At 66.3% G+C, this 23,799-nt stretch carries 6 protein-coding genes; 2 read left to right on the top strand and 4 right to left on the bottom strand.

Annotation, left to right across the window (positions count from 1 at the left end; all coding sequences use genetic code 11):
* Positions 1–55 precede the first annotated feature (55 nt).
* Entirely contained in the window at positions 56–2,119 is a 2,064-nt protein-coding gene (locus tag OV287_RS39140; RefSeq protein WP_267539142.1) for a lipoxygenase family protein, read from the bottom strand.
* 224 nt (positions 2,120–2,343) lie between these two features.
* Between OV287_RS39140 and OV287_RS39145 the strand changes: the two genes are divergently transcribed.
* A complete protein-coding gene (locus OV287_RS39145; protein ID WP_267539143.1) occupies positions 2,344–4,371 on the top strand; it encodes a lipoxygenase family protein in 2,028 nt (675 codons plus the stop codon).
* Between the two features lie 54 nt (positions 4,372–4,425).
* Positions 4,426–5,799, top strand: coding sequence for a cytochrome P450 (locus OV287_RS39150; protein WP_267539144.1), 1,374 nt, complete (start codon positions 4,426–4,428; stop codon positions 5,797–5,799).
* A 76-nt stretch (positions 5,800–5,875) separates the two neighbouring features.
* Here OV287_RS39150 and OV287_RS39155 read toward each other — a convergent pair whose 3' ends face one another.
* The 3 genes from OV287_RS39155 to OV287_RS39165 all read right to left on the bottom strand — a co-directional run bounded on the left by OV287_RS39155 (position 5,876) and on the right by OV287_RS39165 (position 23,785).
* Positions 5,876–11,980 (bottom strand): toxin TcdB middle/N-terminal domain-containing protein, encoded by a 6,105-nt coding sequence (locus OV287_RS39155; protein WP_267539145.1) that lies wholly within the window; start codon positions 11,978–11,980, stop codon positions 5,876–5,878.
* Positions 11,981–12,063: 83 nt separating this feature from the next.
* Positions 12,064–17,856 carry an FG-GAP-like repeat-containing protein gene (locus tag OV287_RS39160; RefSeq protein ID WP_267539146.1) on the bottom strand — a complete coding sequence of 1,931 codons (5,793 nt, stop codon included), beginning with the start codon at positions 17,854–17,856 and terminating at the stop codon, positions 12,064–12,066.
* Between the two features lie 82 nt (positions 17,857–17,938).
* Positions 17,939–23,785, bottom strand: a complete 5,847-nt coding sequence (locus tag OV287_RS39165; RefSeq protein ID WP_267539147.1) for an FG-GAP-like repeat-containing protein — start codon at positions 23,783–23,785, stop codon at positions 17,939–17,941.
* Positions 23,786–23,799: the final 14 nt, after the last annotated feature.

Genomic DNA, 23,799 nt, shown 5'->3' on the forward strand with positions numbered 1-23,799 from the left:
ATGCAGCGCGTCATGTGACGGCCACGCCAGCGCTCACACCAGTGATGGAGACCGCTCAGATGTTGATGCGGGAGCTGATCGTCCTGACGTCCAGGCCCAGCGCGGCGAACTCGGCGGCACGAGCGCGGAGCAGCTCCACGAGCCGCGGATGCAAGTCGTCCTCTTCGTTGTTCAGGATGAAGCCGTAGTTGGTCTTGGACAGCATCCAGGAGATCCACAGCATCTCCGTGGCCTCGTCCGGCGGTGGGGCAACGTCTGGGTCGTCCTCAGCCACCAGCACCCCACCCTTCCCCCAGCGCAGCCCCAGGCTCGAGTACAGGACCTCGCCAGCGTCTTCCCACTGAAGGTTGTTGGCCCAGGCGTGCCGGAAGGTCGCGAAGAAGATGACGTAACGGCAGAGCTGCTTGAGCGCGTCCAACTCGCCGGGCTGGGGCACGTCCGTATGAGTCACCGCACTGACGGCCCGAGGGGGCGGCTCGGCGACCTTCGCGTCCAGCTCCATGCGCTCGGAGCGCACGAACCATGGAGCCTCCTTTCCCGCCACCCGCGCCCGCAGATAGCGGCACACGAAGGCCGGTGCCGAGTGGGCCACGAGCTCGTCCGAGAAGCGCCGCACCTCCCGCCATTCGGCCTCCACCGCGCTGCCATGCTCGGCGAAGAAGGCGTCCACGTGCTCCCCGAGCAGCTTCCAGAACAGCTGCGCAGCATGAGCGTAGCGATGCGCCTCGCACACAGGCGCCGCGGGCGCGAAGCCCTTCCAGTCGTAGCTGCCCATCAGGTGCTGTAGCCGCGTTTCCACACTCCGCTCGGTCAACGCACTGGCGCGGGTGATGTAGCCATTCGGTCCGACCAGGAAGCTGCTGGCCGAGTGATTGATCAGCACCACTTCTCGCAGGTGAGGCAGGAGCAACCAGCGGAGAGGGTTGCGCCGCAGGTTGCGGTGCGCGGCGATGGAGTACTGCTCAACGTTGAGGTGGCACTGCCCGAGGTGATTGCCCAGCTCGGTGTCCAGCGTCGCACTCACCCGAGCCATGCGCTTGGCGGCCTCCCAAAGGGCGCCATCCGCCGGCGTGAAGGTCCGGCGTGTGACCGGCGAGCCGGGCGCCATCGCTCCCGGCTCCCGCAGCCCCAGGATGATGCGCACAGGCAGTATCCGGCCATCCACCAGCCGCAGCCGCACGTCGACATCGGGCAGACAGCGAAGGCCATCCTGCTCGTAGGCGTTCCAGGGGAAATAGAGCCGGAAGGCCGTGGCATCGCCAGGCACTTCGGGATCTCGATCCATGACCGTCGCGAACATGCCGTTGAGCAGCCGCTCGCCAAAGAAGGCATCGCTGCGGGAGGAGCCCGGTGACTCCCGCTCCATGCGGACGGTCATCGTCTCGGGGTAGTCGGCCTGCACCGAGGCCACGCTGGGGGCCTGACCGAGACGGATCTGCAGCAGATGCCGGCGCTTGACGAGCTCGATGGGCGCCACCGCCTTCAGCATCGCCATGGAACGCCCCGGGGCGTAGGCCGTTGGCGGGGTGCCCTCCTCGGTGACAAGCAACCGCGCCAAGGGCGTTGACGGATCGTATTCCCAGTAGGGCAGCCGGAGGGTGCCGAAGTCGTAGTGCAGCCCGCCGTGATCGTCGGGGCCACGTTGCGAGCCAATGCGCCGCCAGGACTCCACCACCCGCCCGTCCTTGCGAAAGGTGTGCTGGGGCTCGAAGAAGCGAAGCTCCAGGTCCGGCAGATCTCCCACACCCGCGTCGGCGGGATCGTAGCGGATGGTGAAGGACCCATCACTGTCCGTGAAGCCCTCGCCCAGGAAGTCGTCCGGAGCACCCGGATCCCGATCCCATAGCTCGACCTTGAGGTGGTGCAGCGGAATGGGGCCCTGAGGACCGTCCTGCTCGAAGATGAGCCGTCCGGTGGCGACGGCGGGCAGCGTTGCGGGGTCGCGCCTGGCCCGGGGCGCACGAACACGCGAGGCCAGCTCGCGGCTGACGGCGGCGCGCTCGTCGGGGCCTAGACTCGAGTACCACCTGGCCAGCTCCGCGGGCTCGAGAAGCTCTGGCTCGGCATCCCGAGCAGCGAGGCCCATGGCCGACATCAAGCGGCGCAGCGTGGTACGCATCTCCCCAGCTCCCGGCAGAGCGCCTCGAAACCGCTGTCACTGAAGGTGCAAGGGGGGGTGGCGCTCATGCCACGGGCAAGGTACCAAAGAGCGGAGACGCTCCGGAACCAGGCGGTGATTCTTCGAAATTGAGAGGATCCTGCCACGGAGTTGCGGCGAGCGGCTGGCTTGTCGCATGCCGATCAGCCGTCCTACGGTAGGAAGCATTCAGCACAGAGGATTCAATGAGCGTCGAGTACAAGATCACGATCCGCACGAGCGACCGGCTCGGAGCGGGAACGGATGGTGAGATCAGCGTCGTCCTGATCGGCACGCACGGTGAGAGCGAGCAGCACAAGCTGGACAAGCGCTTCCACAACGACTTCGAGGCCGGGTCGGTGGACACCTTCGAGCTCGTGACCCAGGAGCTCGGCGAGCTGCTCGCGCTCCGCTTCACCAATACCAAGGGCCTCACGGCCGACTGGCTCCTCGATTCCGCCGAGATCACCTCCGGGGAGAAGAGCTGGTACTTCCCCCACTTCCGCTGGGTCCTGAGCAACTCGACGGCCGAGGTCCTCGTGGGCACGGCGCGGCTCCCGCAGCACGTGCAGCACGAACGGGAGATGCTCGCCCGCCGCGCGCAGCTCGAGAACCGCCGGCAGATGTACCCCTGGCGCCCCGCCGAGGCGACCGCCGGCCTGCCCGGCACGCTCGACATCAGCGAGCAGCAGCCGCTCCCGAAGGACGAGCTCTACCGGGGCCTGACGGAAGGAAGCTACACGGCCGTCATCGCCAAGACGATCACCACGCTCAAGCTGCACATGCCCGTGCTGACCAACGCCTGGAATGGGCTGGTGGACACCCTCAACCTCTTCAAGCACTTGGAGATCCCCAAGCTCGCCCAGCGCTGGCAGGACGACTACGAGTTCGCGCGCCAGGCCGTCCAGGGAGTCAACCCGGTCCACATCAAGCTCATCACCGCCCTGCCGGACGGGATGCCGCTCACGGACGGAGACGTCCGCGGACTCCTCTCGCCGGGCAGCTCGCTGGCCCAGACGCTCGCGGCGAAGCGGGTCTTCCTGCTCGACTTCGAGATCCTCGAAGACATCCCGATGTTCCGGAAGGTCGACGAGGAGGGCGTCGAGGAGCGGCGCTGGGCGCCCGCGGCCCGGGGCCTCCTGTACCTCGACGACACCCGCCAGCTCCGGCCGATTGCGATCCAGCTCGGCCGCGACCCCGCGCAGGCTCCGGTGTTCACCCCGAATGACTCCGAGTACGACTGGCTCGCCGCGAAGATCTACCTGCGCTGCAGCGAGGGCAACACCCACCAGATGGTCACGCACGCGATCCGGACGCACTTCGTGGTGGAGCCGTTCGTCATGGCGACGATGCGCAACCTCCCGGATCCGCACCCCGTCTACAAGCTGCTGCGCCGCCACTTCCGGTACACCCTCGCCATCAACGATGGGGCGCGCAAGGGCCTGCTCGACAAGGGCGGCGTGTTCGACGATTTCATCGCCACCGGCGGCCCCGACCAGGGTCACATCAAGCTGGGCCAGAAGGGCTACCTCCGCTGGAAGCTGGCGGACAACAAGCCCCGACTGGACTTCGAGCGCCGCGGCGTCCTCGACCCGGCGATCCTTCCCTACTACCCCTACCGGGATGACGCGCTGCCGCTGTGGGATGCCATCGAGGAGTACGTCGGCGGCGTGCTCGGTCACTTCTACAAGTCCGACGCTGATCTCGTGGCTGACGCCGAGATGCAGGCGTGGTGGGCCGACCTCACCGAGCGGGGACTGCCCGCCGACAAGCTGCCCTGCACGCAACTGACGCGCGTCGCGGATCTCGTGGACATCCTCACCACCGTCATCTTCTCGGGCAGCGTCCAGCACGCCGCGGTGAACTACCTCCAGTACGAGCACTACGCCTTCGTGCCGAACGCGCCGCTGTGCATGCGCAGGGAGCCGCCCAGGAAGAAGGGAGTGCTCGGCCCTGACGACATCGTCGAGATGATCCCCACCAAATCCCAGACGATGTGGCAGGTCGCCATCGGACGGGCGCTCGCCAGCTTCGGCGATGACGAGGAGTACCTGCTCCACGAGGGCGGGTGGCGCGAGGAGTACTTCAAGGAGCCCGGGCTGGCCGCGCTCCAGCAGCGGTTCCAGGAGAGGTTGCGCACCCAGCTCGACGCGGTGAAGGCCCGCAACGCGAAGAGCGAGGTGCCCTACACCGTCCTGCAACCCGACAGGATTCCCTGCGGAATCACTGTCTGATCCACCTGCTCATCCCGTGGCTGCGCCACACCGGAATTCCCGAGGAGCTCTCTCGTGCCGAACCTGTTGTCTCGAAGCGTGTTCAACCTGTTCTTTGGGGCCAGGCGCAAGGCGCTGGCGAGCCTCCCCGGGCCGCAACCGGGCATCCTCGGCACCGCCGGGGATTTCCTCGAGGGCCTCCCCGCCTGGGACGTCTGCGCGCGGTACGGACGCGAGTATGGGGGCGTCACCCTGATCTGGATGCTGGGCAATCCGGCGTTGGTGCTCAACGACCCCGACCTCATCGAGCAGGTGCTCGTCTCGCGCCGGATGGAGTTCGAGAAGGGCTCGGTCAGTGAGGAGATCAAGCCCTCCACGACGCACCACGCGCTCTTCATCGCGAAGCAGAGCGAGGACTGGGCCGCCAAGCGCCGGGCAGATCCCTTCGAGCAGCCGTGGTTCGGGGACTGGCTGGCCGCCCAGGTGGGCCCGATGCAGGCGGCGGTCGCCCGGTCCGTGGAGTCCCTCGACGGCGCGCCCATCGAGCTCACTCCCGTGCTGCGCCGGATGACGTTCGACGCCTTCGCGGTCGCCTCGGTTGGCGAGACGCTCCCGGATTCCGTGTTCGAAGACTGGATGCTGCTCGCGAAGGGCGCTGACAATCGAATCCAGGCGAAGCTGCCCTTGAGGTTCGTCTCGCCGCCCAAGGGCTTCGAGGCCGCCCGGGAGCGCTTCTACGGGCACTTCGCCGAGCGGGTCCGCAAGGCGCGACAGGCCCCCAACCCGGACGCGGCCGACCTGCTGTCGAGGACGCTGCGCGAGGTGCCCGGCATCAACGACGAGGTGCTCGCGCACGTCCTCGGACATGTCTTTTTCGGCGGCGTCTTCTCGTCGAGCACCACCCTGGTCGGCGCGTACCACCAGCTCCAGAAGCACCCCGAGGCCGAGCAGCGTCTCGCGGCCGAGGCCGCCGAGCTGGCCCGGGAGAAGCTGACCTTCGAGCGGCTGCGCAACGCGCACTGGATCGAGGCCGTCGCGTACGAGTCGCTGCGGATCCTTCCCGCGGTCCGCATCTTCACGCGCACGCCGACCAACGACGTGAAGCTCGCCGGCGTCACCCTGCCCGCGGGCACGACGCTCATGATCTCGAACCAGCACCTGCATCGGGATCCCAGCCACTGGACCCACCCGGATACCTTCGATCCCTCCCGATGGCTGGACGGCGGAGTGGCGCGCGACCCGCTCGGCAGCGGTCACTTCTTCCCGTTCGGACGGGGCCCGCGCGAGTGCGTGGGAGCCGCGTTCTCCATGGTGTTCCTGCAGACGGCGCTCGCGACGATCGCCGCTCGCACGAAGGTCCACGTCGACTCGACGGAACCCTTCGAGGAAGGGTTCTTCTTCGGCGTGGTCCTCCCGAAGGGCGTCACCGGGCGGTTCGTCTCACGCTGAGCGCAACCGGAAACACGCCCGGGTGAAGAGCCCCCACCCTGAAGTGGTGGGGGCCCTCCGGGATACGGCTCCCCTCTCAGAACAGACGAGGGAAGATGGCGGAGACAGAGTTGCCGCCAGTGCCGGCAATGCCTTCCACCTGGCCGGCGATGGGCAACGTCTTCGACATGCCGAAGAAGTTGTGGCCCAGGTACAGGTACCCGGGGCCCACCCCGAAGCCATCCTTTCCAGCCAGGAAGCCCGCCGCGTCATGCAGCACGCCGTGGGCCTTCACTCCCGGAATCCACCCGGTGGTGACTTCCAACGCCTGCGTCATCCACCCGTCTCCCGGCCCCACCAGTCCTCCGCTCGGGTTGAGCGCAATGGCCTCTCCCGCGGAGAGAGCACCCTGCGTCATGCGCTCCATCGCCTCTCCGTACTGCCTCTGCCACGGCTTCCAGGCGCTCGGGTTGTCCCTCAGCGCTCGGTTCGCATCCGTCAGGCCGTCCAGCTTCCCCTGCTTCTGCGCCAGGATTGTCGCCCTGTCCTGCTCCGTCAGCCTCTCCCTCATCTGGTCCGCCCCCGTCCGGATGTTCTCGTCCATGTGTTTGAACTCATGGAAGAGACTCTGCGCCGTGTAGGCCAGACCAATGGCTTGCTTGAGCTGCGGGTCCAACGGACTGACGGGTGAGGTGAGCGCGGATACCGAGCCTCCTACCCACGCCGCCTGTGCTGTGAACTTGTCGGCGAGGAATCCCGCTCCAAACACATACGCAGACGAGGCCCCCAGCAGCACTCCGCCAATGCTCATCAACATCGGGTCCTTGAGCACGTAGCCGGCGGTGACCGTAGCCGCTCCCACCACGGAGATGACGAAGGCGGCTCCGGTGAAGCTGGTGGCCACTCCCACGCTCACAGCCGTGGCAATCGCCGCCACCACCGGCACGTGTCCCGTCGGGTCCGTGTTGGAGATGGGGTTGTTGTACACGTACGCGTAACGGTTGAGCGCCTGCGGGTTCCCCGAGGACGGCACCAGCGCGTCCGGCGAGATGAAGCGACCCAACTGCGGGTCGTAGTAGCGGGCATTCATGTACACGAGGCCCGTCTCGTCCGATTCGTGTCCGCCGTAGCCCCGGCTGTTGGCCACCGAGGAGTTGGAGGCCAGCGTCGCGCCAAACGCCGAGTAGTCGTAGCTGGCCACCTTCTGCCCGGCCTGGTTGGTGAGGGCACGCACCGAGCCCAGGTGGTCCTGGTGGTACCAAGTGGGGCCGGTTGCGTCGCGCTTGGCCACCAGCAACGGGCCCGCATAGTAGTGTTTGGTGAGTCCCTTCGACCCCAACTCCACCAGCGCTCCGAAGTAGCGCGTCACGCCCGAGGGGCCACTCTTCACCACTCGCTGTCCCGTGGCGTCATAGGCGAAGGCGGTGGTGCCACTGGCTGTGGTGACACTCGCCAACCGGTTGTCCGCGTCCCACGTCAGCGTCCTCCCTCCTCCGGACACCAGGTGCCCGTTGGCGTCGTACGTGTACGTGTTTCCTCCCGCCACCGTCGCCGCGTGCCGGTGCGTCCCATCCGCGTACTGGTAGTTCCCCACCTGCGAGTTCCAGGTGATGTTGCCCAGCGCGTCGTAGCTGAAGGCCTGTGACTGGTTGCCCGTCACGCTCGTAAGGCGGTTGAGGGCGTCATACCCATAACCCAGGTTGGACAACGAGTTGGTGGCCGAGGACATGCTCGTCACCCGTCCTCCCGCGTCGTAGCCATAACCGGCCTGGTACAGCGTGCCGGAGGGGCCCGTCACCGACGCCTCCGTCATCCACTGCCTCGCGTCCGCGTACGTGAAGCGCGCCGTGGTGCCGTTGGCGTAGGCGGCTGACAACAACTGGCCACGTCCGTTGTACGTGAAGCCGTTGACATAGCCACTCACGCTGCCGAGCCGGCCCGCCGTGTCATAGCCATACGTCACCGCCTCCCCGTCCGGGTACGTCACCCGGGCCAAGCGGCCTGCCACGTCGTAGCTCTGACTGCTGGTGTAGCAAACACCCGTCACGCACTTCGTCAGCGACGTCACTCGCCCAGCGCTGTCGTAGTTGCGCGACTCACTGCCCGACGGCTCCACCACGCTCGTCAGCGTCCCCTTCCCTGCCCCGTGTCCCGCCTCGTCGTACGTCCACCGCACCTGCTTCCCATCCGCCAGCGTCTTGGTGAGCCGCCGCCCCAGCACGTCATACGTGAAGCTGCTCACCTGCCCCTTGGCATCCCGGTACGTGAGGATGTGGCCCGCGTCGTCATACGTGTAGCTGCTGCACCCTGTGTCCGGGTCACACCCCGCCAGCTTTCGTCCCAGCGAGTCCCAGCTCACCGTCGTGGCATTGCCCGCAGCGTCCGTCACCCTCACCAGGTTGCCCAGCAAGTCGTACTTGTACGTCGTGTATTGGTACGTGCTCCCGTTCTTCTCTCGCACCTGTGTCGTCTGCCCGTAGGCATCCGTCCACACCACCTTCTCCCGGTTCAGCTCGTCGTAGCTGGTGACGTACCCATTGCCATACACCCTCTGGCCCAGGGTCCCGTCCGGGTTGGTAATGGTTCGCAGCCGCCCCAGTCCGTCGAATGAGAACACCTGGTAGCGCGGCGTCTCTCCCGGGCCGTACTGCGCTGACTTCTTCCACACCCTCGTGGAGCCGTCGCTGTAGAGCGTCTCCTGGGCGTAGCCCCCCTCCTTCACCGTCCTGTACTGTCTCCCCAGCCCGTCCTCGTACACCTCCATCCACAGCCCGTCCCCCGTCCCGTCCGACACCGTGCGCCGAATCCTCTGCGCTCCGGGGTTTCCCCAGTCCAGGTACGCGAACGCCTCCGTGCTCCCGTCCGGCAGCTGCGTCTTTACCGGCCTCCCCAGCGCATCGTGCGTGTACGTGGTGACGTTGCCGTTGATGTCCGTCTGCGACTTCACCAGTCCCTGTGCCGCATCCCACGTCTTCGTCGAGCACTGGCCCAACGCGTTGCACCGCCTCGCCTCCTGCACGTGGTACGTGGCGTCGTACTCCATCGTCCGGGTGTAGCCACGCTCGTCCGTCTCCGACGTCAGGTTTCCCCACGCGTCGTACCCGAAGCTCCGGTTGACATACCCTCCCGTCTGGTTGTTCCACGCCCTCTGCCTCGTCAGCCTCCCCTTCGTCGGCGCCGCCGCGTACGTCCCGTTTCCGTCGTACTCGCTCAGCGTCTGCTTCAGCAGCGTCCCTCCCGTCCCAATCCCCGCGTAGATGTTTTCATACGCATGCAGCCCCACCACGTACGCTCCCGTGTTGGGATAGAGCCCTCTCAATGAGGTCCGCTCGTCTCCCGCGACGTCGTAGTCCCCGTGCTCGTACGTCAGGTAGCCGTTGCCGTACTGGTCATACCCAATCTGCAGCAGCGTCCTGCGGCACGACGCCGACAGGTTGCACTCATACTCCCACCGCTCCGTCATCAATGACGTGAAGGGCGCCGATGCGCTCTCCGAATACCCAAACGTGGAGTACTTGAAGAGTCCTCCCGAAGCGCTCCGGTAGTAGGTGACCTCCGGCTTGCTGATGCACCCCACGTGCTGGTGGTAGTACGTCTCCGTGTAGTTTCCCGCCGCGTCCAGCACCGACGTCACCTTGCGGAACCCCAGGAATCTCCTCTCGCTGCTCGACCACAGCCCTCCCTGGTACTGGTAGCGCGTCTGAGAGCAGTTGCCCCGCCCGTCGCAGTTATTCAGAGACGAGACCGTCTGCAGCACCGCTCCCACGGGCAGGTATGTGTTGGACCAGGCCGAGGACGGGGTGTACGCCACCGTCGTTGTCCCTCCCAAGCCGTTGGCCATCGAGATCAAGAGGTTGCGCCCGGCCGTGTACCGCACGGCCTCCTTGTGTCCCTGACAGCCAGCGCCAAACCAGCTCGCGCACTCCCAGAGTTGCCACAGCAGATCCTCGCCGCCGTCACCGTCCAGGTCCACGAGCTCGAGCCCTGCCGAGCCCTTTCCCTCACCATCCCACTGGGCGAAGTAGCCACCGGTCCCAGGCGCCACGCCCGCCGCCCAGCCATTCCCCGTCGACAGCCACGTCTCGCGGTGCGCCTGGCAGCCCTCGCCATACCAGCCGTTGCACTCCCACAGCGACCACACCAGGTCCGACCTGCCGTCACCATTGACGTCCGAGAGCCGCAGGCCTCCATCCCCCTTGCCCGCCCCATCGCTCATCACGAAATAGCCACCACCCGCCGGGGCCGGGCCCACCGCCCAACCATTGCCCGTCGACAGCCACGTCTCGCGGTGTCCCTGGCAACCCTCGCCGTACCAGCCGTTGCACTCCCACAGCGACCACACCAGGTCCGTCTTCCCGTCTCCGTTGGTGTCCGCGAGCCGCAGGCCTCCGTCCATCATTCCCGCCCCGTCGTTCATCGCGAAGTAGCCACCGCCCGCCGGAGCCGCGCCCGCCACCCAGCCGCTGCCCGTCGACAGCCACGTCTCGCGGTGCGCCTGGCAGCCTGCGCCGTACCAACCAACGCACTCCCATAGCGACCACAGCAGGTCCGCCTTCCCATCTCCGTTGATGTCCGCGAGCCTCAGGCCTCCATCCATCCGGCCCGCCCCATCATTCATCGCGAAGTAGCCGCCGCCCGGCGGCGCCGCGCCCGCCACCCAGCCGTTGCCCGTCGACAGCCACGTCTCGCGGTGTCCCTGGCAGCCAGCGCCATACCAGCCATTGCACTCCCACAGCGACCACACCAGATCCGACTTGCCGTCGCCGTTGACGTCCGCGAGTTGCAGCCCCCCATCACCCTGGCTGGCACTGTCGTTCAGCGCGAAGTAGCCACCACCCGGCGGCGCCGCACCCGCCACCCAGCCGCTGCCCGTCGACAGCCACGTCTCGCGGTGCGCCTGACAGCCCTCGCCGTACCAACCGGTGCACTCCCACAGTGACCACAGCAGGTCCGACTTGCCGTCTCCGTTGACATCCGCCACCCGGAGCCCGCCATCCACGAGGGACGAGCCATCGTTGAGCGCGAAGTAGCCACCGGTGGGGGGCAGCGCGCCGGCCACCCAGCCCGTCACCTTGTTGAGCCACAGCTCTCGGTGGGCCTCGCATCCGCTGCCGAACCACCCCTTGCACTCCCACATCATCCACAGGGCGTCCTGGCGACCATCGCCGTCGAAATCGCCGTACCGCACGCCTCCGTCGCTCGGACCACCCGACGGCCATCCCGCCGAGGCCCCATCCCACAGGCGAGACCACATTCCGGAGGGAGGAAGCGCCGCCGAAGCAAGCCCGAGCCCGGCGGAGTCATAGGAGAAGGAAGAGGCCGGCCACGCGCTACCGCCCGTCACCGTACCGGTGCCATCGAGCGTCGCGTCACGGCCAAACTGCTGCACGTTCGCCAGCAGCGACAACCCAGTGGACGCGTTGGCCGTGTACGAGAGCTTGTAGGCTCGCACGCGGCTGCCGCCCGTCACCACGTCCACCGACTTGAGCCGATAGCGCGTGGTGCCCAGCGTGCTGGAGCCATTGGCGAAGGTGGAGACATCCGGCCGCGCCTCGCGGTACAGGCGCACCACCGTGCCGTTGTAGCTGACACTGTCCGGGTAGCAGTCCAGGGCCGGGCTGCCGTCGCACCACCAGCCATAGCTGGCGGTGTTGCCGGACGTGTCCGTCACGCTGCTCATGCCCCAGCGGTAGGTGCCGTGCGAGGTCTGGAAGAGCGGCGCATAGCTTCTGCGCGTTCCATCCTTGTTCCACGCCGTCCAGGTGTTGGCCGCGGCGTCGTATTTGATTCGCTGGTAGCTCTCGATACGGGTGGCGTGCGTGCCTCCCGTGGTGCAGCTCGGGCTCGGACTGCCCGCCGTGCATGCCACCAGCTCCTGCCCGTCCAGCACGAACAGGTCCGCTCCGTCATAGCGCGGCGTGCCCTTGCCGGGGCTGGCCCGGACGATGGTGGAGAAGCCCTCCAGACTCCAACCCGCTCCCGCGACACCGCTGCCGCCCGTCGAGCTGTAGGTGAGCCTCAGCGAGGGCTCCAGTCCATGGAAGGCCGGGACGGCGATCGGCTCCGAGGTGGAGAACGCCCCGTAATACGTGTCCACAGACTGGGTCTGGTTCGAGGGCGCCTCTGCCAGCGCGGACCCGCCCACCAGCCCGGATAGGAATAGGAAGGCCCACGACGTGGGGCCGGAATATCGATTGCTCATGAATTCTCCAGCTACGGATGCCGCTGGTTTCAAAACAAGTGAGCCCCTCTCGCGGCGAGAGGGACCCACCCCCTGACAGCTACTCAGAACAGACGCGGGAAGAGCGCGGAGACGGACTGGCCTCCCGTGCCGGTCAGGCCCTCCACCTGCCCGGCGCCCGGGAAGGTGTTCTTCAAGCCCAGGAAGTTGTACGTGGCCGAACCAGCGGGGCCTACGTACAGGTAGCCAGGGCCGATCTTGAAGTTGTTCACCAGGAAGCCTCCCGCGTCGTGCAGTACGCCGTGCGCCCTCACTCCGGGAATCCAACCGGTGGCCACGTCCAGCACCTGCGTGAGGAGACCTCCGTCGGGCCCCACCAGGCCTCCCGTGGGGTTGAGCGCAATGGCCTCTCCTGCCTTCAGCGCACCTCCCGTGGCAATCTCCATCGCCTCGCCGTACTGCTTCTGCCACGGCTTCCACGTGGACCGCTCGGCCGCCACCAGCTTGCCTTCCTTCACCAGGGCGTCCCTCTGGGCCTCGAGCGCCCTTAGTTCCTGGTCGGAGAACTTCTCGCGCAGCTTCTCCGCTCCCTTCTTGATGTTCTCATCCAAGTGCTTGAACTCGTAGAAGAGGCTCTGCGCAGTGTAGGCCCAGCCAATGGCCTGCTTGAGATTGGAATCCAGCGGACTGACAGGTGAGGTGAGCGACGAGACGGTGCCTCCTGCCCATGCCGCCTGAGCAGTGAGCTTGTCTCCCAGGAATCCGGCTCCAAACACATACGCGGATGAGGCCCCCAGCAGCACTCCGCCGATGCTCATCAGCGTCGGGTCCTTGAGCACGTAGCCCGCCGTCACGGTCGCAGCGCCCACGACGGAGATGACGAAGGCGGCTCCGGTGAAGCCGGTGGCCACTCCCACGCTCACAGCCGTGGCAATCGCCGCAACCACTGGCACGTGTCCCGTCGGGTCCGTGTTGGAGATGGGGTTGTTGTACACGTACGCATAGCGGTTGAGCGCCTGCGGGTTCCCCGAAGACGGCACCAGCGCGTCCGGCGAGATGAAGCGACCCAACTGCGGGTCGTAGTAGCGGGCATTCATGTAGACGAGGCCCGTATCGTCCACCTCGTGTCCGCCATAGCCTCGGCTGTTGGCCACCGAGGAACTGGAGGCCAGTGTCGCGCCAAACGCCGAGTAGTCGTAGCTGGCCACCTTCTGCCCGGACTGGTTGGTCAGTGCCCGCACCGAGCCCAGGTGGTCCTGGTGGTACCAGGTGGGGCCGGCTGCGTCGCGCTTGGCCACCAGCAACGGGCCCGCGTAGTAGTGCTTGGTGAGTCCCTTCGACCCCAACTCCACCAGCGCTCCGAAGTAGCGCGTCACGCCCGAGGGGCCGCTCTTCACCACTCGCTGTCCCGTGGCGTCATAGGCGAAGGCGGTGGTGCCACTGGCCGTGGTGACACTCGCCAACCGGTTGTCCGCGTCCCACGTCAGCGTCCTCCCTCCTCCGGACACCAGGTGCCCGTTGACGTCGTACGTGTACGTGTTGCCTCCCGCCACCGTCGCCGCGTGCCGGTGCGTCCCATCCGCGTACTGGTAGTTCCCCACCTGCGAGTTCCAGGTGATGTTGCCCAGCGCGTCGTAGCTGAAGGCTTGCGACTGGTTACCTGACACACTGGTGAGCCGGTTGAGCGCGTCATACCCATAGCCCAGGTTGGACAGTGGGTTGGTGGCCGAGGACGTGCTCGTCACCCGTCCCCCGGCGTCGTACCCGTAGCTGGCCTGGTACAACGTGCCGGAGGGGCCTGTCACGGACGCCTCCGTCATCCACTGCCTCGCGTCCGCGTACGTGAAGCGCGCCGTGGTGCCATTGGCGTAGGCAGCCGTCAGGAGTTGTCCACGTCCGTTGTACGTGAAGGCGTTGACGTAGCCACTCACGCTGCCGAGCCGGCCCACCGTGTCATAGCCATACGTCACCGCCTCCCCATCCGGGTACGTCACCCGGGCCAGGCGGCCTGCCACGTCGTAGCTCTGACTGCTGGTGTAGCAAACACCCGTCACACACTTCGTCAGCGACGTCACCCGCCCGGCGCTGTCGTAGTTGCGCGACTCGCTTCCCGACGGCTCCACCACGCTCGTCAGTGTCCCCTTCCCTGCCCCGTGTCCCGCCTCGTCGTACGTCCACCGCACCTGCTTTCCGTCCGCCAGCGTCTTCGTGAGCCGCCGTCCGAGCACATCGTAGGTGAAGCTGCTCACCTGTCCCTTGGCGTCACGGTACGTGAGGATGTGGCCCGCCTCGTCGTACGTGTAGCTGCTGCACCCCGTGTCCGGGTCACACCCCGCCAGCTTTCGTCCCAGCGAGTCCCAGCTCACCGTCGTCGCATTGCCCGCAGCGTCCGTCACCCTCACCAGGTTGCCCAGCAAGTCGTACTTGTACGTCGTGTACTGGTACGTGCTCCCGTTCTTCTCCCTCACCTGCGTCGTCTGCCCGTAGGCATCCGTCCACACCACCTTCTCCCGGTTCAGCTCGTCGTAGCTGGTGACGTACCCATTGCCATACACCCTCTGGCCCAGGGTCCCGTCCGGGTTGGTGATGGTGCGCAGCCTCCCCAGTCCGTCGAAAGAGAACACCTGGTAGCGCGGTGTCTCGCCCGGGCCGTACTGCGCCGACTTCTTCCACACCCTCATGGAGCCGTCGCTGTAGAGCGACTCCTCGACGAAGCCCCCCTCCTTCACCTTCTTGTATTGCCGGCCCAGCCCGTCCTCATACACCTCCATCCACAGCCCGTCCCCCGTCCCGTCCGACACCGTGCGCCGGACTCTCTGTGCCCCGGGGTTTCCCCAGTCCAGATAGGCAAACGTCTCCGTGCTCCCATTCGGCAACTGCGTCCCCACCGGCCTTCCCAAGGCGTCGTGCGTGTACGTGGTGACGTTGCCGTTGATGTCCGTCTGCGACTTCACCAGCCCCAACACACCGTCCCAAACCTTCGTCGAGCACTGACCCAACGCATTGCAGAGCCTCGTCTCCTGCACGCGGTACGTGGCGTCGTACTCCATCGTCCGGGTGTAGCCACGCTCGTCCGTCTCCGACGTCAGGTTTCCCCACGCGTCGTACCCGAAGCTCCGGTTGACGTACCCTCCCGTCTGGTTGTTCCAGTTCCGCTGCCGTGTCAGCAACCCACGCGAGGGCGCTGCTGCGTACGTCCCACTGCCATCGTACTCATTCAGGGTCTGCTTCAGCAGCGTGCCGCTCGTCCCAACGCCCGCGTAGATGTTCTCATACGCATGCAGCCCCATCACGTACGCACCCGTGTTGGGATAGAGCCCTCTCAATGAGGTCCGCTCATCTCCCGCGACGTCGTAGTCCCCATGTTCGTACGTCAGGTAGCCGTTGCCGTACTGGTCATACCCAATCTGCAGCAGCGTCCTACGGCACGAGGCCGACAGGTTGCACTCGTACTCCCACCGCTCCGTCATCAGCGACGTGAAGGGCGCCGACACACTCTCCGAATACCCAAACGTGGAGTACTTGAAGATGCCGCCAGAGGCGCTCCGGTAGTAGGTGACCTCTGGCTTGCTGATGCAGCCGACGTGCTGGTGGTAGTACGTCTCCGTGTAGTTTCCCGCCGCGTCCAGCACCGACGTCACCTTGCGGAATCCCAGGAACCTCCTCTCGCTGCTCGACCACAACCCTCCCTGGTACTGATAGCGGGTGGTGGAGGAGGCACCGCGGCCATCCTCCTGCGTGACGGCCGAGACCGTCTGCAAGATGAAGCCCTCGGGCAGGTACGTGTTGGACCAGGCGCTCGAGGAGCTGTACTGCACGCGAGTCACCCCGCCCAGGCTGTTGCGCACCACGCTCAGCAGATCCGGGAGCGGGCCACTGGACAGGCGAGTCCTCCAGCCATTCCACCACGGCCGGGTATGGGCCAGATCCGTCTTGCCATCCCCATCCAGGTCGCCCGCAATGACATGGTTGTAGGAGTCCGCGTCCATGATGTCCGCGTCGGTGCCCCAGTGGAGGCTGTTGAAGCCATTACCCGTGGACAGGCGTACCTTCCAGGCGTTCCAGCGCGGGCGGGTATGGGCGATGTCCGTCTTGCCATCCCCGTTGAAGTCCCCGGTGCGGACGTAGTTGTAGCCATCGGTCTCCATCTGGTCGATATCCGTGCCCCAGTGGAGACTGGTGAAGCCATTGCCCGTGGACAGGCGCACCTTCCAGGCGTTCCAGCGCGGACGGGTATGAGCAATGTCCGTCTTGCCATCGCCATTGAAATCCCCGGTGACGACGCGGTTGTGGCCATCGGTCTCCAGCTGGTCGATATCCGTGCCCCAGTGGAGACTGCTGAAGCCATTGCCCGTGGACAGGCGCACCTTCCAGGCGTTCCAGCGGGGGCGGGTATAGGCGATGTCCGTCTTGCCATCCCCGTTGAAGTCCCCCGTGACGACGCGGTTGTGGCCATCGGTCTCCAGCTGGTCGATATCCGTGCCCCAGTGGAGGCTGGTGAAGCCATTGCCCGTGGACAGGCGCACCTTCCAGGCGTTCCAGCGCGGACGGGTATGGGCGATGTCCGTCTTGCCATCCCCGTTGAAATCCCCGGTGACGACGTAGTTGTTGCCATCGGAGTCCATCTGGTCGACATCCGTCATCCAGGCGCTGCTGGTGAAGCCATTGCCCGTGGACAGGCGCATCCTCCAGCCATTCCAGGCGGGACGGGTGTGAGCGATGTCCGTCTTGCCATCTCCGTTGAAGTCCCCGGTGATGACGTAGTTGTTGCCATCGGCGTCCATCAGGTCGGCATCCGTGCCCCAGTGGAGGCTGGTGAAGCCATTGCCCGTGGACAGGCGCACCTTCCAGGCGTTCCAGCGCGGGCGGGTTTGGGCAATGTCCGTGCGCCCATCCCCGTTGAAGTCCCCGGTGACGACGTAGTCGTAGCTATCGGCGTCCATCTGGTCGGCGTCCGTCATCCAGGCACTGGAGGCGAGGCCACCCGGGCTCGTCTGGTACTCGAGTGTTGTGGCGGGCATGCTCGAGCCGCCCGTCACCGTGCCAGCGCCATCCAGCGTGGCGTCACTCCCGTACTGCCGCACGCTCTGCAGGAGCGAGCGCCCGGAGCTGGAGCTCGTGGTGTACGTGAGTTGATAGGCCCGTACACGGCGGCCACTCGTCGTCACATCTACCGTCTTGAGCCGGTACCAGGTGGCGCCCAGGATGTTGGAGCCAGTGCCATAGGTGACCGGATCGGGCCGCGCCTCGCGGTACAGCTTCACGAGCGTGCCGTTGTAGCTGATGCTGTCCGGGTAGCACTCTTGCACCGGGCTGCCGTCACACCACCAGCCATAGTTGACGGTGTTGCCGGACGTGTCCGTCACGCTGCTCACACCCCAGCGGTAGGTGCCGTGGGCAGTCTGGAAGAGCGGCACGTAGGCCTGGCGCGTGCCGTCCTTGCGCCACACCGTCCAGGTGTTGGCCGCGGCATCGAACTTGATTCGCTGGTAGCTCTCGATACGGGTGGCATGCGTGCCACCCGTGGTGCAGCTCGGGCTGGGACTGCCCGCCGTGCACGCCCCCAACTCCTGCCCGTCCAGCAGGAAGAGGTCGCTGCCGTCATAACGTGGCACGCCCTTGCCGGAGCTGGCCCGTCCAACGGTGGAGAAGCCCTCCAGGCCCCAGCCGACGCCCGCCGCGCCGCCTCCTCCCGCCGAGCTGTAGGAGAGTCGCAGCGACGGCTCCAGCCCATGGAAGATGGGGACAGCGATCGGCTCCGCGGTGGAGAACGCTCCGTAATACGTGTCCACCAACGCGGATTGATTCGAGGAAGACTCGGCGAGCGCAGACCCACCCACCAGCCCGGTCAGTAATAGGAAGGCCCACGACTGCGAGCCGGGATATCGATTGCTCATGGCTTCTCCAGCAACAGGTGCCGCTGAACTCGAAGCGGGCAGGCCCCCCTGCGGCGGGAGGGGCCCACCACCTAACCGTTACTCAGAACAGACGAGGGAAGATGGCGGAGACGGAGTTGCCACCCGTACCGGCAATTCCTTCCACCTGGCCGGCGATGGGCAACGTCTTCGACATGCCGAAGAAGTTGTAGCCCAGGTACAGGTACCCGGGGCCCACCCCGAAGCCGTCCCTGCCAGCCAGGAAGCCCGCCGCGTCATGCAGCACGCCGTGGGCCTTCACTCCCGGAATCCACCCGGTGGTGACTTCCAACGCCTGCGTCATCCACCCGTCTCCCGGCCCCACCAGTCCTCCGCTCGGGTTGAGCGCAATGGCCTCTCCCGCGGAGAGAGCACCCTGCGTCATGCGCTCCATCGCCTCTCCGTACTGCCTCTGCCACGGCTTCCAGGCGCTCGGGTTGTCCCTCAGCGCCCGGTTCGCATCCGTCAGTCCGTCCAGCTTCCCCTGCTTCTGCGCCAGGATTGTCGCCCTGTCCTGCTCCGTCAGCCTCTCCCTCATCTGGTCCGCCCCCGTCCGGATGTTCTCGTCCATGTGTTTGAACTCATGGAAGAGACTCTGCGCCGTGTAGGCCAGACCAATGGCTTGCTTGAGCTGCGGGTCCAACGGACTGACGGGTGAGGTGAGCGCGGATACCGAGCCTCCTACCCACGCCGCCTGTGCTGTGAACTTGTCGGCGAGGAATCCCGCTCCAAACACATACGCCGACGAGGCCCCCAGCAGCACTCCGCCGATGCTCATCAACATCGGGTCCTTGAGCACGTAGCCCGCTGTCACGGTCGCAGCGCCCACCACGGAGATGACGAAGGCCGCCCCGGTGAAGCTGGTAGCCACTCCCACGCTCACGGCCGTGGCAATCGCCGCCACCACCGGCACGTGTCCCGTCGGGTCCGTGTTGGAGATGGGGTTGTTGTACACGTACGCGTAACGGTTGAGCGCCTGCGGGTTGCCCGAGGACGGCACCAGCGCGTCCGGCGAGATGAAGCGGCCCAGCTGCGGGTCGTAGTAGCGGGCATTCATGTACACGAGGCCCGTCTCGTCCACCTCGTGTCCGCCGTAGCCCCGGCTGTTGGCCACCAGGGCCCCCGTGGTGCTGGAGGCCACCGTCGCGCCAAAGGCCGAGTAGTCGTAGCTGGCTACCTTCTGCCCCGCCTGGTTGGTGAGGGCGCGCACCGAGCCCAGGTGGTCCTGGTGGTACCAGGTGGGGCCGATAGCGTCTCGTCTAGCCACCAGCAACGGTCCCGCGTAGTAGTTCTTGGCGAACCCCCTGGACCCCAGCTCCACCAGCGCGCCGAAGTAGCGCGTCACGCCCGAGGGGCCGCTCTTCACCACTCGCTGTCCCGTGGCGTCATAGGCGAAGGCGGTGGTGCCGCTGGCCGTGGTGACACTCGCCAACCGGTTGTCCGCGTCCCACGTCAGCGTCCTCCCTCCTCCGGACACCAGGTGCCCGTTGGCGTCGTACGTGTACGTGTTTCCTCCCGCCACCGTCGCCGCATGCCGGTGCGTCCCATCCGCGTACTGGTAGTTCCCCACCTGCGAGTTCCAGGTGATGTTGCCCAGCGCGTCGTAGCTGAAGGCCTGTGACTGGTTGCCCGTCACGCTCGTAAGGCGGTTGAGGGCGTCATACCCATAGCCCAGGTTGGACAACGAGTTGGTGGCCGAGGACATGCTCGTCACCCGTCCTCCCGCGTCGTAACCGTACCCGGCCTGGTACAGCGTCCCCTCGGGGCCCGTCACCGACGCTTCCGTCATCCACTGCCGCACGTCCGAGTACGTGAAGCGCGCCGTGGTGCCGTTGGCGTAAGCAGCAGTCAGGAGTTGTCCACGCCCGTTGTAGGTGAAGGCGTTGACATAGCCACTCACGCTGCCCAGCCGGCCCGCCGTGTCATAGCCATACGTCACCGCCTCCCCGTCCGGGTACGTCACCCGGGCCAGGCGGCCCGCCACGTCGTAGCTCTGACTGCTGGTGTAGCAAACACCCGTCACGCACTTCGTCAGCGACGTCACACGCCCGGCACTGTCGTAGTTGCGCGACTCGCTGCCAGACGGCTCCATCACGCTCGTCAGTGTCCCCTTCCCCGCCCCGTGTCCCGCCTCGTCGTACGTCCACCGCACCTGCTTTCCGTCCGCCAGCGTCTTCGTGAGCCTCCGTCCGAGCACATCGTAGGTGAAGCTGCTCACCTGTCCCTTGGCATCACGGTACGTGAGGATGTGGCCCGCCTCGTCATACGTGTAGCTGCTGCACCCCGTGTCCGGGTCGCACCCCGCCAGCTTTCGTCCCAGCGAGTCCCAGCTCACCGTCGTCGCGTTGCCCGCCGCGTCCGTCACCCTCACCAGGTTGCCCAGCAAGTCGTACTTGTACGTCGTGTACTGGTACGTGCTGCCGTTCTTCTCTCGCACCTGTGTCGTCTGCCCGTAGGCATCCGTCCACACCACCTTCTCCCGGTTCAGCTCGTCGTAGCTGGTGACGTACCCATTGCCATACACCCTCTGGCCCAGGGTCCCGTCCGGGTTGGTGATGGTTCGCAGCCGTCCCAGTCCGTCGAAGGAGAACACCTGGTAGCGCGGCGTCTCTCCCGGGCCGTACTGCGCCGACTTCTTCCACACCCTCGTGGAGCCATCGCTGTAGAGCGTCTCCTGGGCGTAGCCCCCCTCCTTCACCGTCCTGTACTGTCTCCCCAGCCCGTCCTCGTACACCTCCATCCACAGCCCGTCCGCCGTTCCGTCCGACAGCGTGCGCCGAATCCTCTGCGCCCCGGGGTTTCCCCAGTCCAGGTACGCGAACGTCTCCGTGCTTCCGTCCGGCAGCAGTGTGCTCACCGGCCTTCCCAGCGCATCGTGCGTGTACGTGGTGACGTTGCCGTTGATGTCCGTCTGCGACTTCACCAGTCCCTGTGCCGCGTCCCACGTCTTCGTCGAGCACTGGCCCAACGCGTTGCACCGTCTCGTCTCCCGCACGTGGTACGTGGCGTCGTACTCCATCGTCCGGGTGTAGCCACGCTCGTCTGTCTCCGACGTCAGGTTTCCCCACGCGTCGTACCCGAAGCTCCGGTTGACGTACCCTCCCGTCTGGTTGTTCCACGCCCTCTGCCTCGTCAACCTCCCCTTCGTCGGCGCCGCCGCGTACGTCCCGTTTCCGTCGTACTCGCTCAGCGTCTGCTTCAGCAGCGTGCCGCTCGTCCCAACGCCCGCGTAGATGTTCTCGTACGCATGCAGCCCCACCACGTACGCTCCCGTGTTGGGGTACAGCCCTCTCAATGAGGTCCGCTCATCTCCCGCCGCGTCGTAGTCCCCGTGCTCGTACGTCAGGTAGCCGTTGCCGTACTGGTCATACCCAATCTGCAGCAGCGTCCTGCGGCACGACGCCGACAGGTTGCACTCGTACTCCCACCGCTCCGTCATCAACGACGTGAAGGGCGCCGATGCGCTCTCCGAATACCCAAACGTGGAGTACTTGAAGAGGCTCCCCGAGGCATTCCGGTAGTAGGTGACCTCCGGCTTGCTGATGCACCCCACGTGCTGGTGGTAGTACGTCTCCGTGTAGTTTCCCGCCGCGTCCAGCACCGACGTCACCTTGCGGAACCCCAGGAACCTCCTCTCGCTGCTCGACCACAACCCTCCCTGGTAGCTGTAAGCCGTGGTGGAGGAAGCACCGCGCCCATCACTCGCCGTAACGGACGAGACCGTCTGCAGCACCGCTCCCAATGGCAGGTACGTGTTGGACCAGGCCGAAGAAGGCTTGTACTGCACCGTGGTGCTGCCCCCCATGGCGTTGCGGACCGAGGTCATCAACTCCAGACCATCCGCAGGGCTCCGGTGGCACTGGACTCCGCCGCTGTGCCGGGCACAGAGATCCGCCTTGCCGTCACCGTCGATGTCGGGGGTCTGGATCGTCGAGTAATGCTGTGCCGCACTCCAGCCGCTCGCGGAGGAGTAGGCAGGCCCGTCGAAGGCGTACACGAAGCCATTGCCCGTGCTGCGGTAGCACTGCATTCCACCGCTGTGCCGGGCGCAGATATCCGATCTCCCATCACCGTTGATGTCCGGGTACTGGATGGTGGCGTTGTGCTCCGCCGCGCTCCAACCATGGGCGCTCGCCCAGCCGGGACCTTCGAAGCCGTAGACGAAGCTGGTGCCCGTGCCGAAGTGACACTGGATGCCGCCGCTGTGCCGGGCGCACAGGTCCGCCTTCCCATCACCGTTGATGTCGGGGAAGCGGATGGTGGAGTAGTGCTCCTGGGCACCCCATCCCGAGGCGTCCGTGTACGCCGGCCCGCTGAAGGCATACACGAAGCTGGTGCCCGTACTGCGCCAGCACTCGATACCTCCGCTGTGCCGGGCACAGATGTCCGCCTTCCCATCACCGTTGAGGTCCGGGTACTGGATGGTGGAGTTGTACTGGGGGGCGTGCCAGCCACTCGAGCTCGCCCAGCCGGGACCTTCGAAGCCGTAGACGAAGCCGGTGCCCGTGCCGAAGTGACACTGGATGCCACCGCTGTGCCGGGCGCACATGTCCGCCTTCCCATCACCGTTGATGTCGGGGAAACGGATGGTGGAGTAATGCTCCTGAGCGCCCCATCCCGAGGCGTCCGTGTACGCCGGCCCGCTGAAGGCATACACGAAGCTGGTGCCCGTACTGCGCCAGCACTCGATACCTCCGCTGTGCCGGGCGCAGATGTCCGCCTTCCCGTCACCGTCGAGGTCCGGGTACTGGATGGTGGAGTTGTACTGAGGAGCGTGCCAACCGCTTGCACTCGCCCAGCGAGGACCCTCGAAGCCGTAGACGAAGCCGGAGCCCGTGCCGAAGTAGCACTGGATGCCACCGCTGTGCCGAGCGCACAGGTCCGCCTTCCCGTCTCCGTTCACGTCCGGGTACTGGAGGGTGGAGTAATGCTCCTGGGCGCCCCATCCCGAGACATCCGAGTAGGCCGGCCCCTCGAATCCGTACTGGAAGGACACGGAGCCGCCCGAGTAGCCAAAGCCGGTGGCCGGCAGGGCGGTGCCACCGGTGATGGTGCCCGCCCCGTCGATGACCACGTCCCGGCCATACTGCCGGACTCCCGCGAGCAACGAGCGCCCGGTGCTACCGGCCGCATACGTCAGCGCATAGGCCCGGATGGAGACCGGACCAGCGGCCGTGACCAGAATGCTCTTGAGCCGGTACCGGGTCGTGCCCAACGCGTTGGAGCCGTTGGCGAAGGTGGAGACATCCGGCCGCGCCTCCCGGTACAGGCGCACCACCGTGCCGTTGTAGCTGACACTGTCCGGGTAGCAGTCCAGGGCCGGGCTGCCGTCACACCACCAGCCATAGCTGACGGTGTTGCCGGACGTGTCCGCCACGCTGCTCACACCCCAGCGGTAGGTGCCATGCGAGGTCTGGAAGAGCGGCGCGTAGTTCCTGCGCGTCCCATCCTTGCTCCATATCGTCCAGGTGTTGGCCGCGGCGTCGTACTTGATTCGCTGGTAGCTCTCGATGCGGGTGGCGTGCGTACCTCCCGTGGTGCAGCTCGGGCTCGGGCTGCCCGCCGTGCACGCCACCAGCTCCTGCCCGTCCAGCACGAACAGGTCCGCTCCGTCATAACGGGGCACGCCCTTGCCGGGACTGGCCCGAACGAGGGTGGAGAACCCCTCCAGGCTCCAACCCACGCCCGCCACACCGCTGCCTCCCGCCGAGCTGTAGGTGAGCCTCAGTGAGGGCTCCAGTCCGTGGAAGGCCGGGACGGCGATCGGCTCCGAGGCAGAGAACGCCCCGTAGTACGTGTCCACCGACGGGGTCTGGTTCGAGGGCGCCTCCGCCAACACCGGCCCCCCCACAAGCCCGGCCATCAGTGCGAGCACGCAAGAGACCGGCGCACCCAGAAGACGGTTCTTCATGACTCCTCCTGGAG

The organism is Archangium lansingense, assembly GCF_026626635.1.
In the GTDB taxonomy this organism is placed as follows: Bacteria; Myxococcota; Myxococcia; order Myxococcales; family Myxococcaceae; genus Archangium; species Archangium lansingense.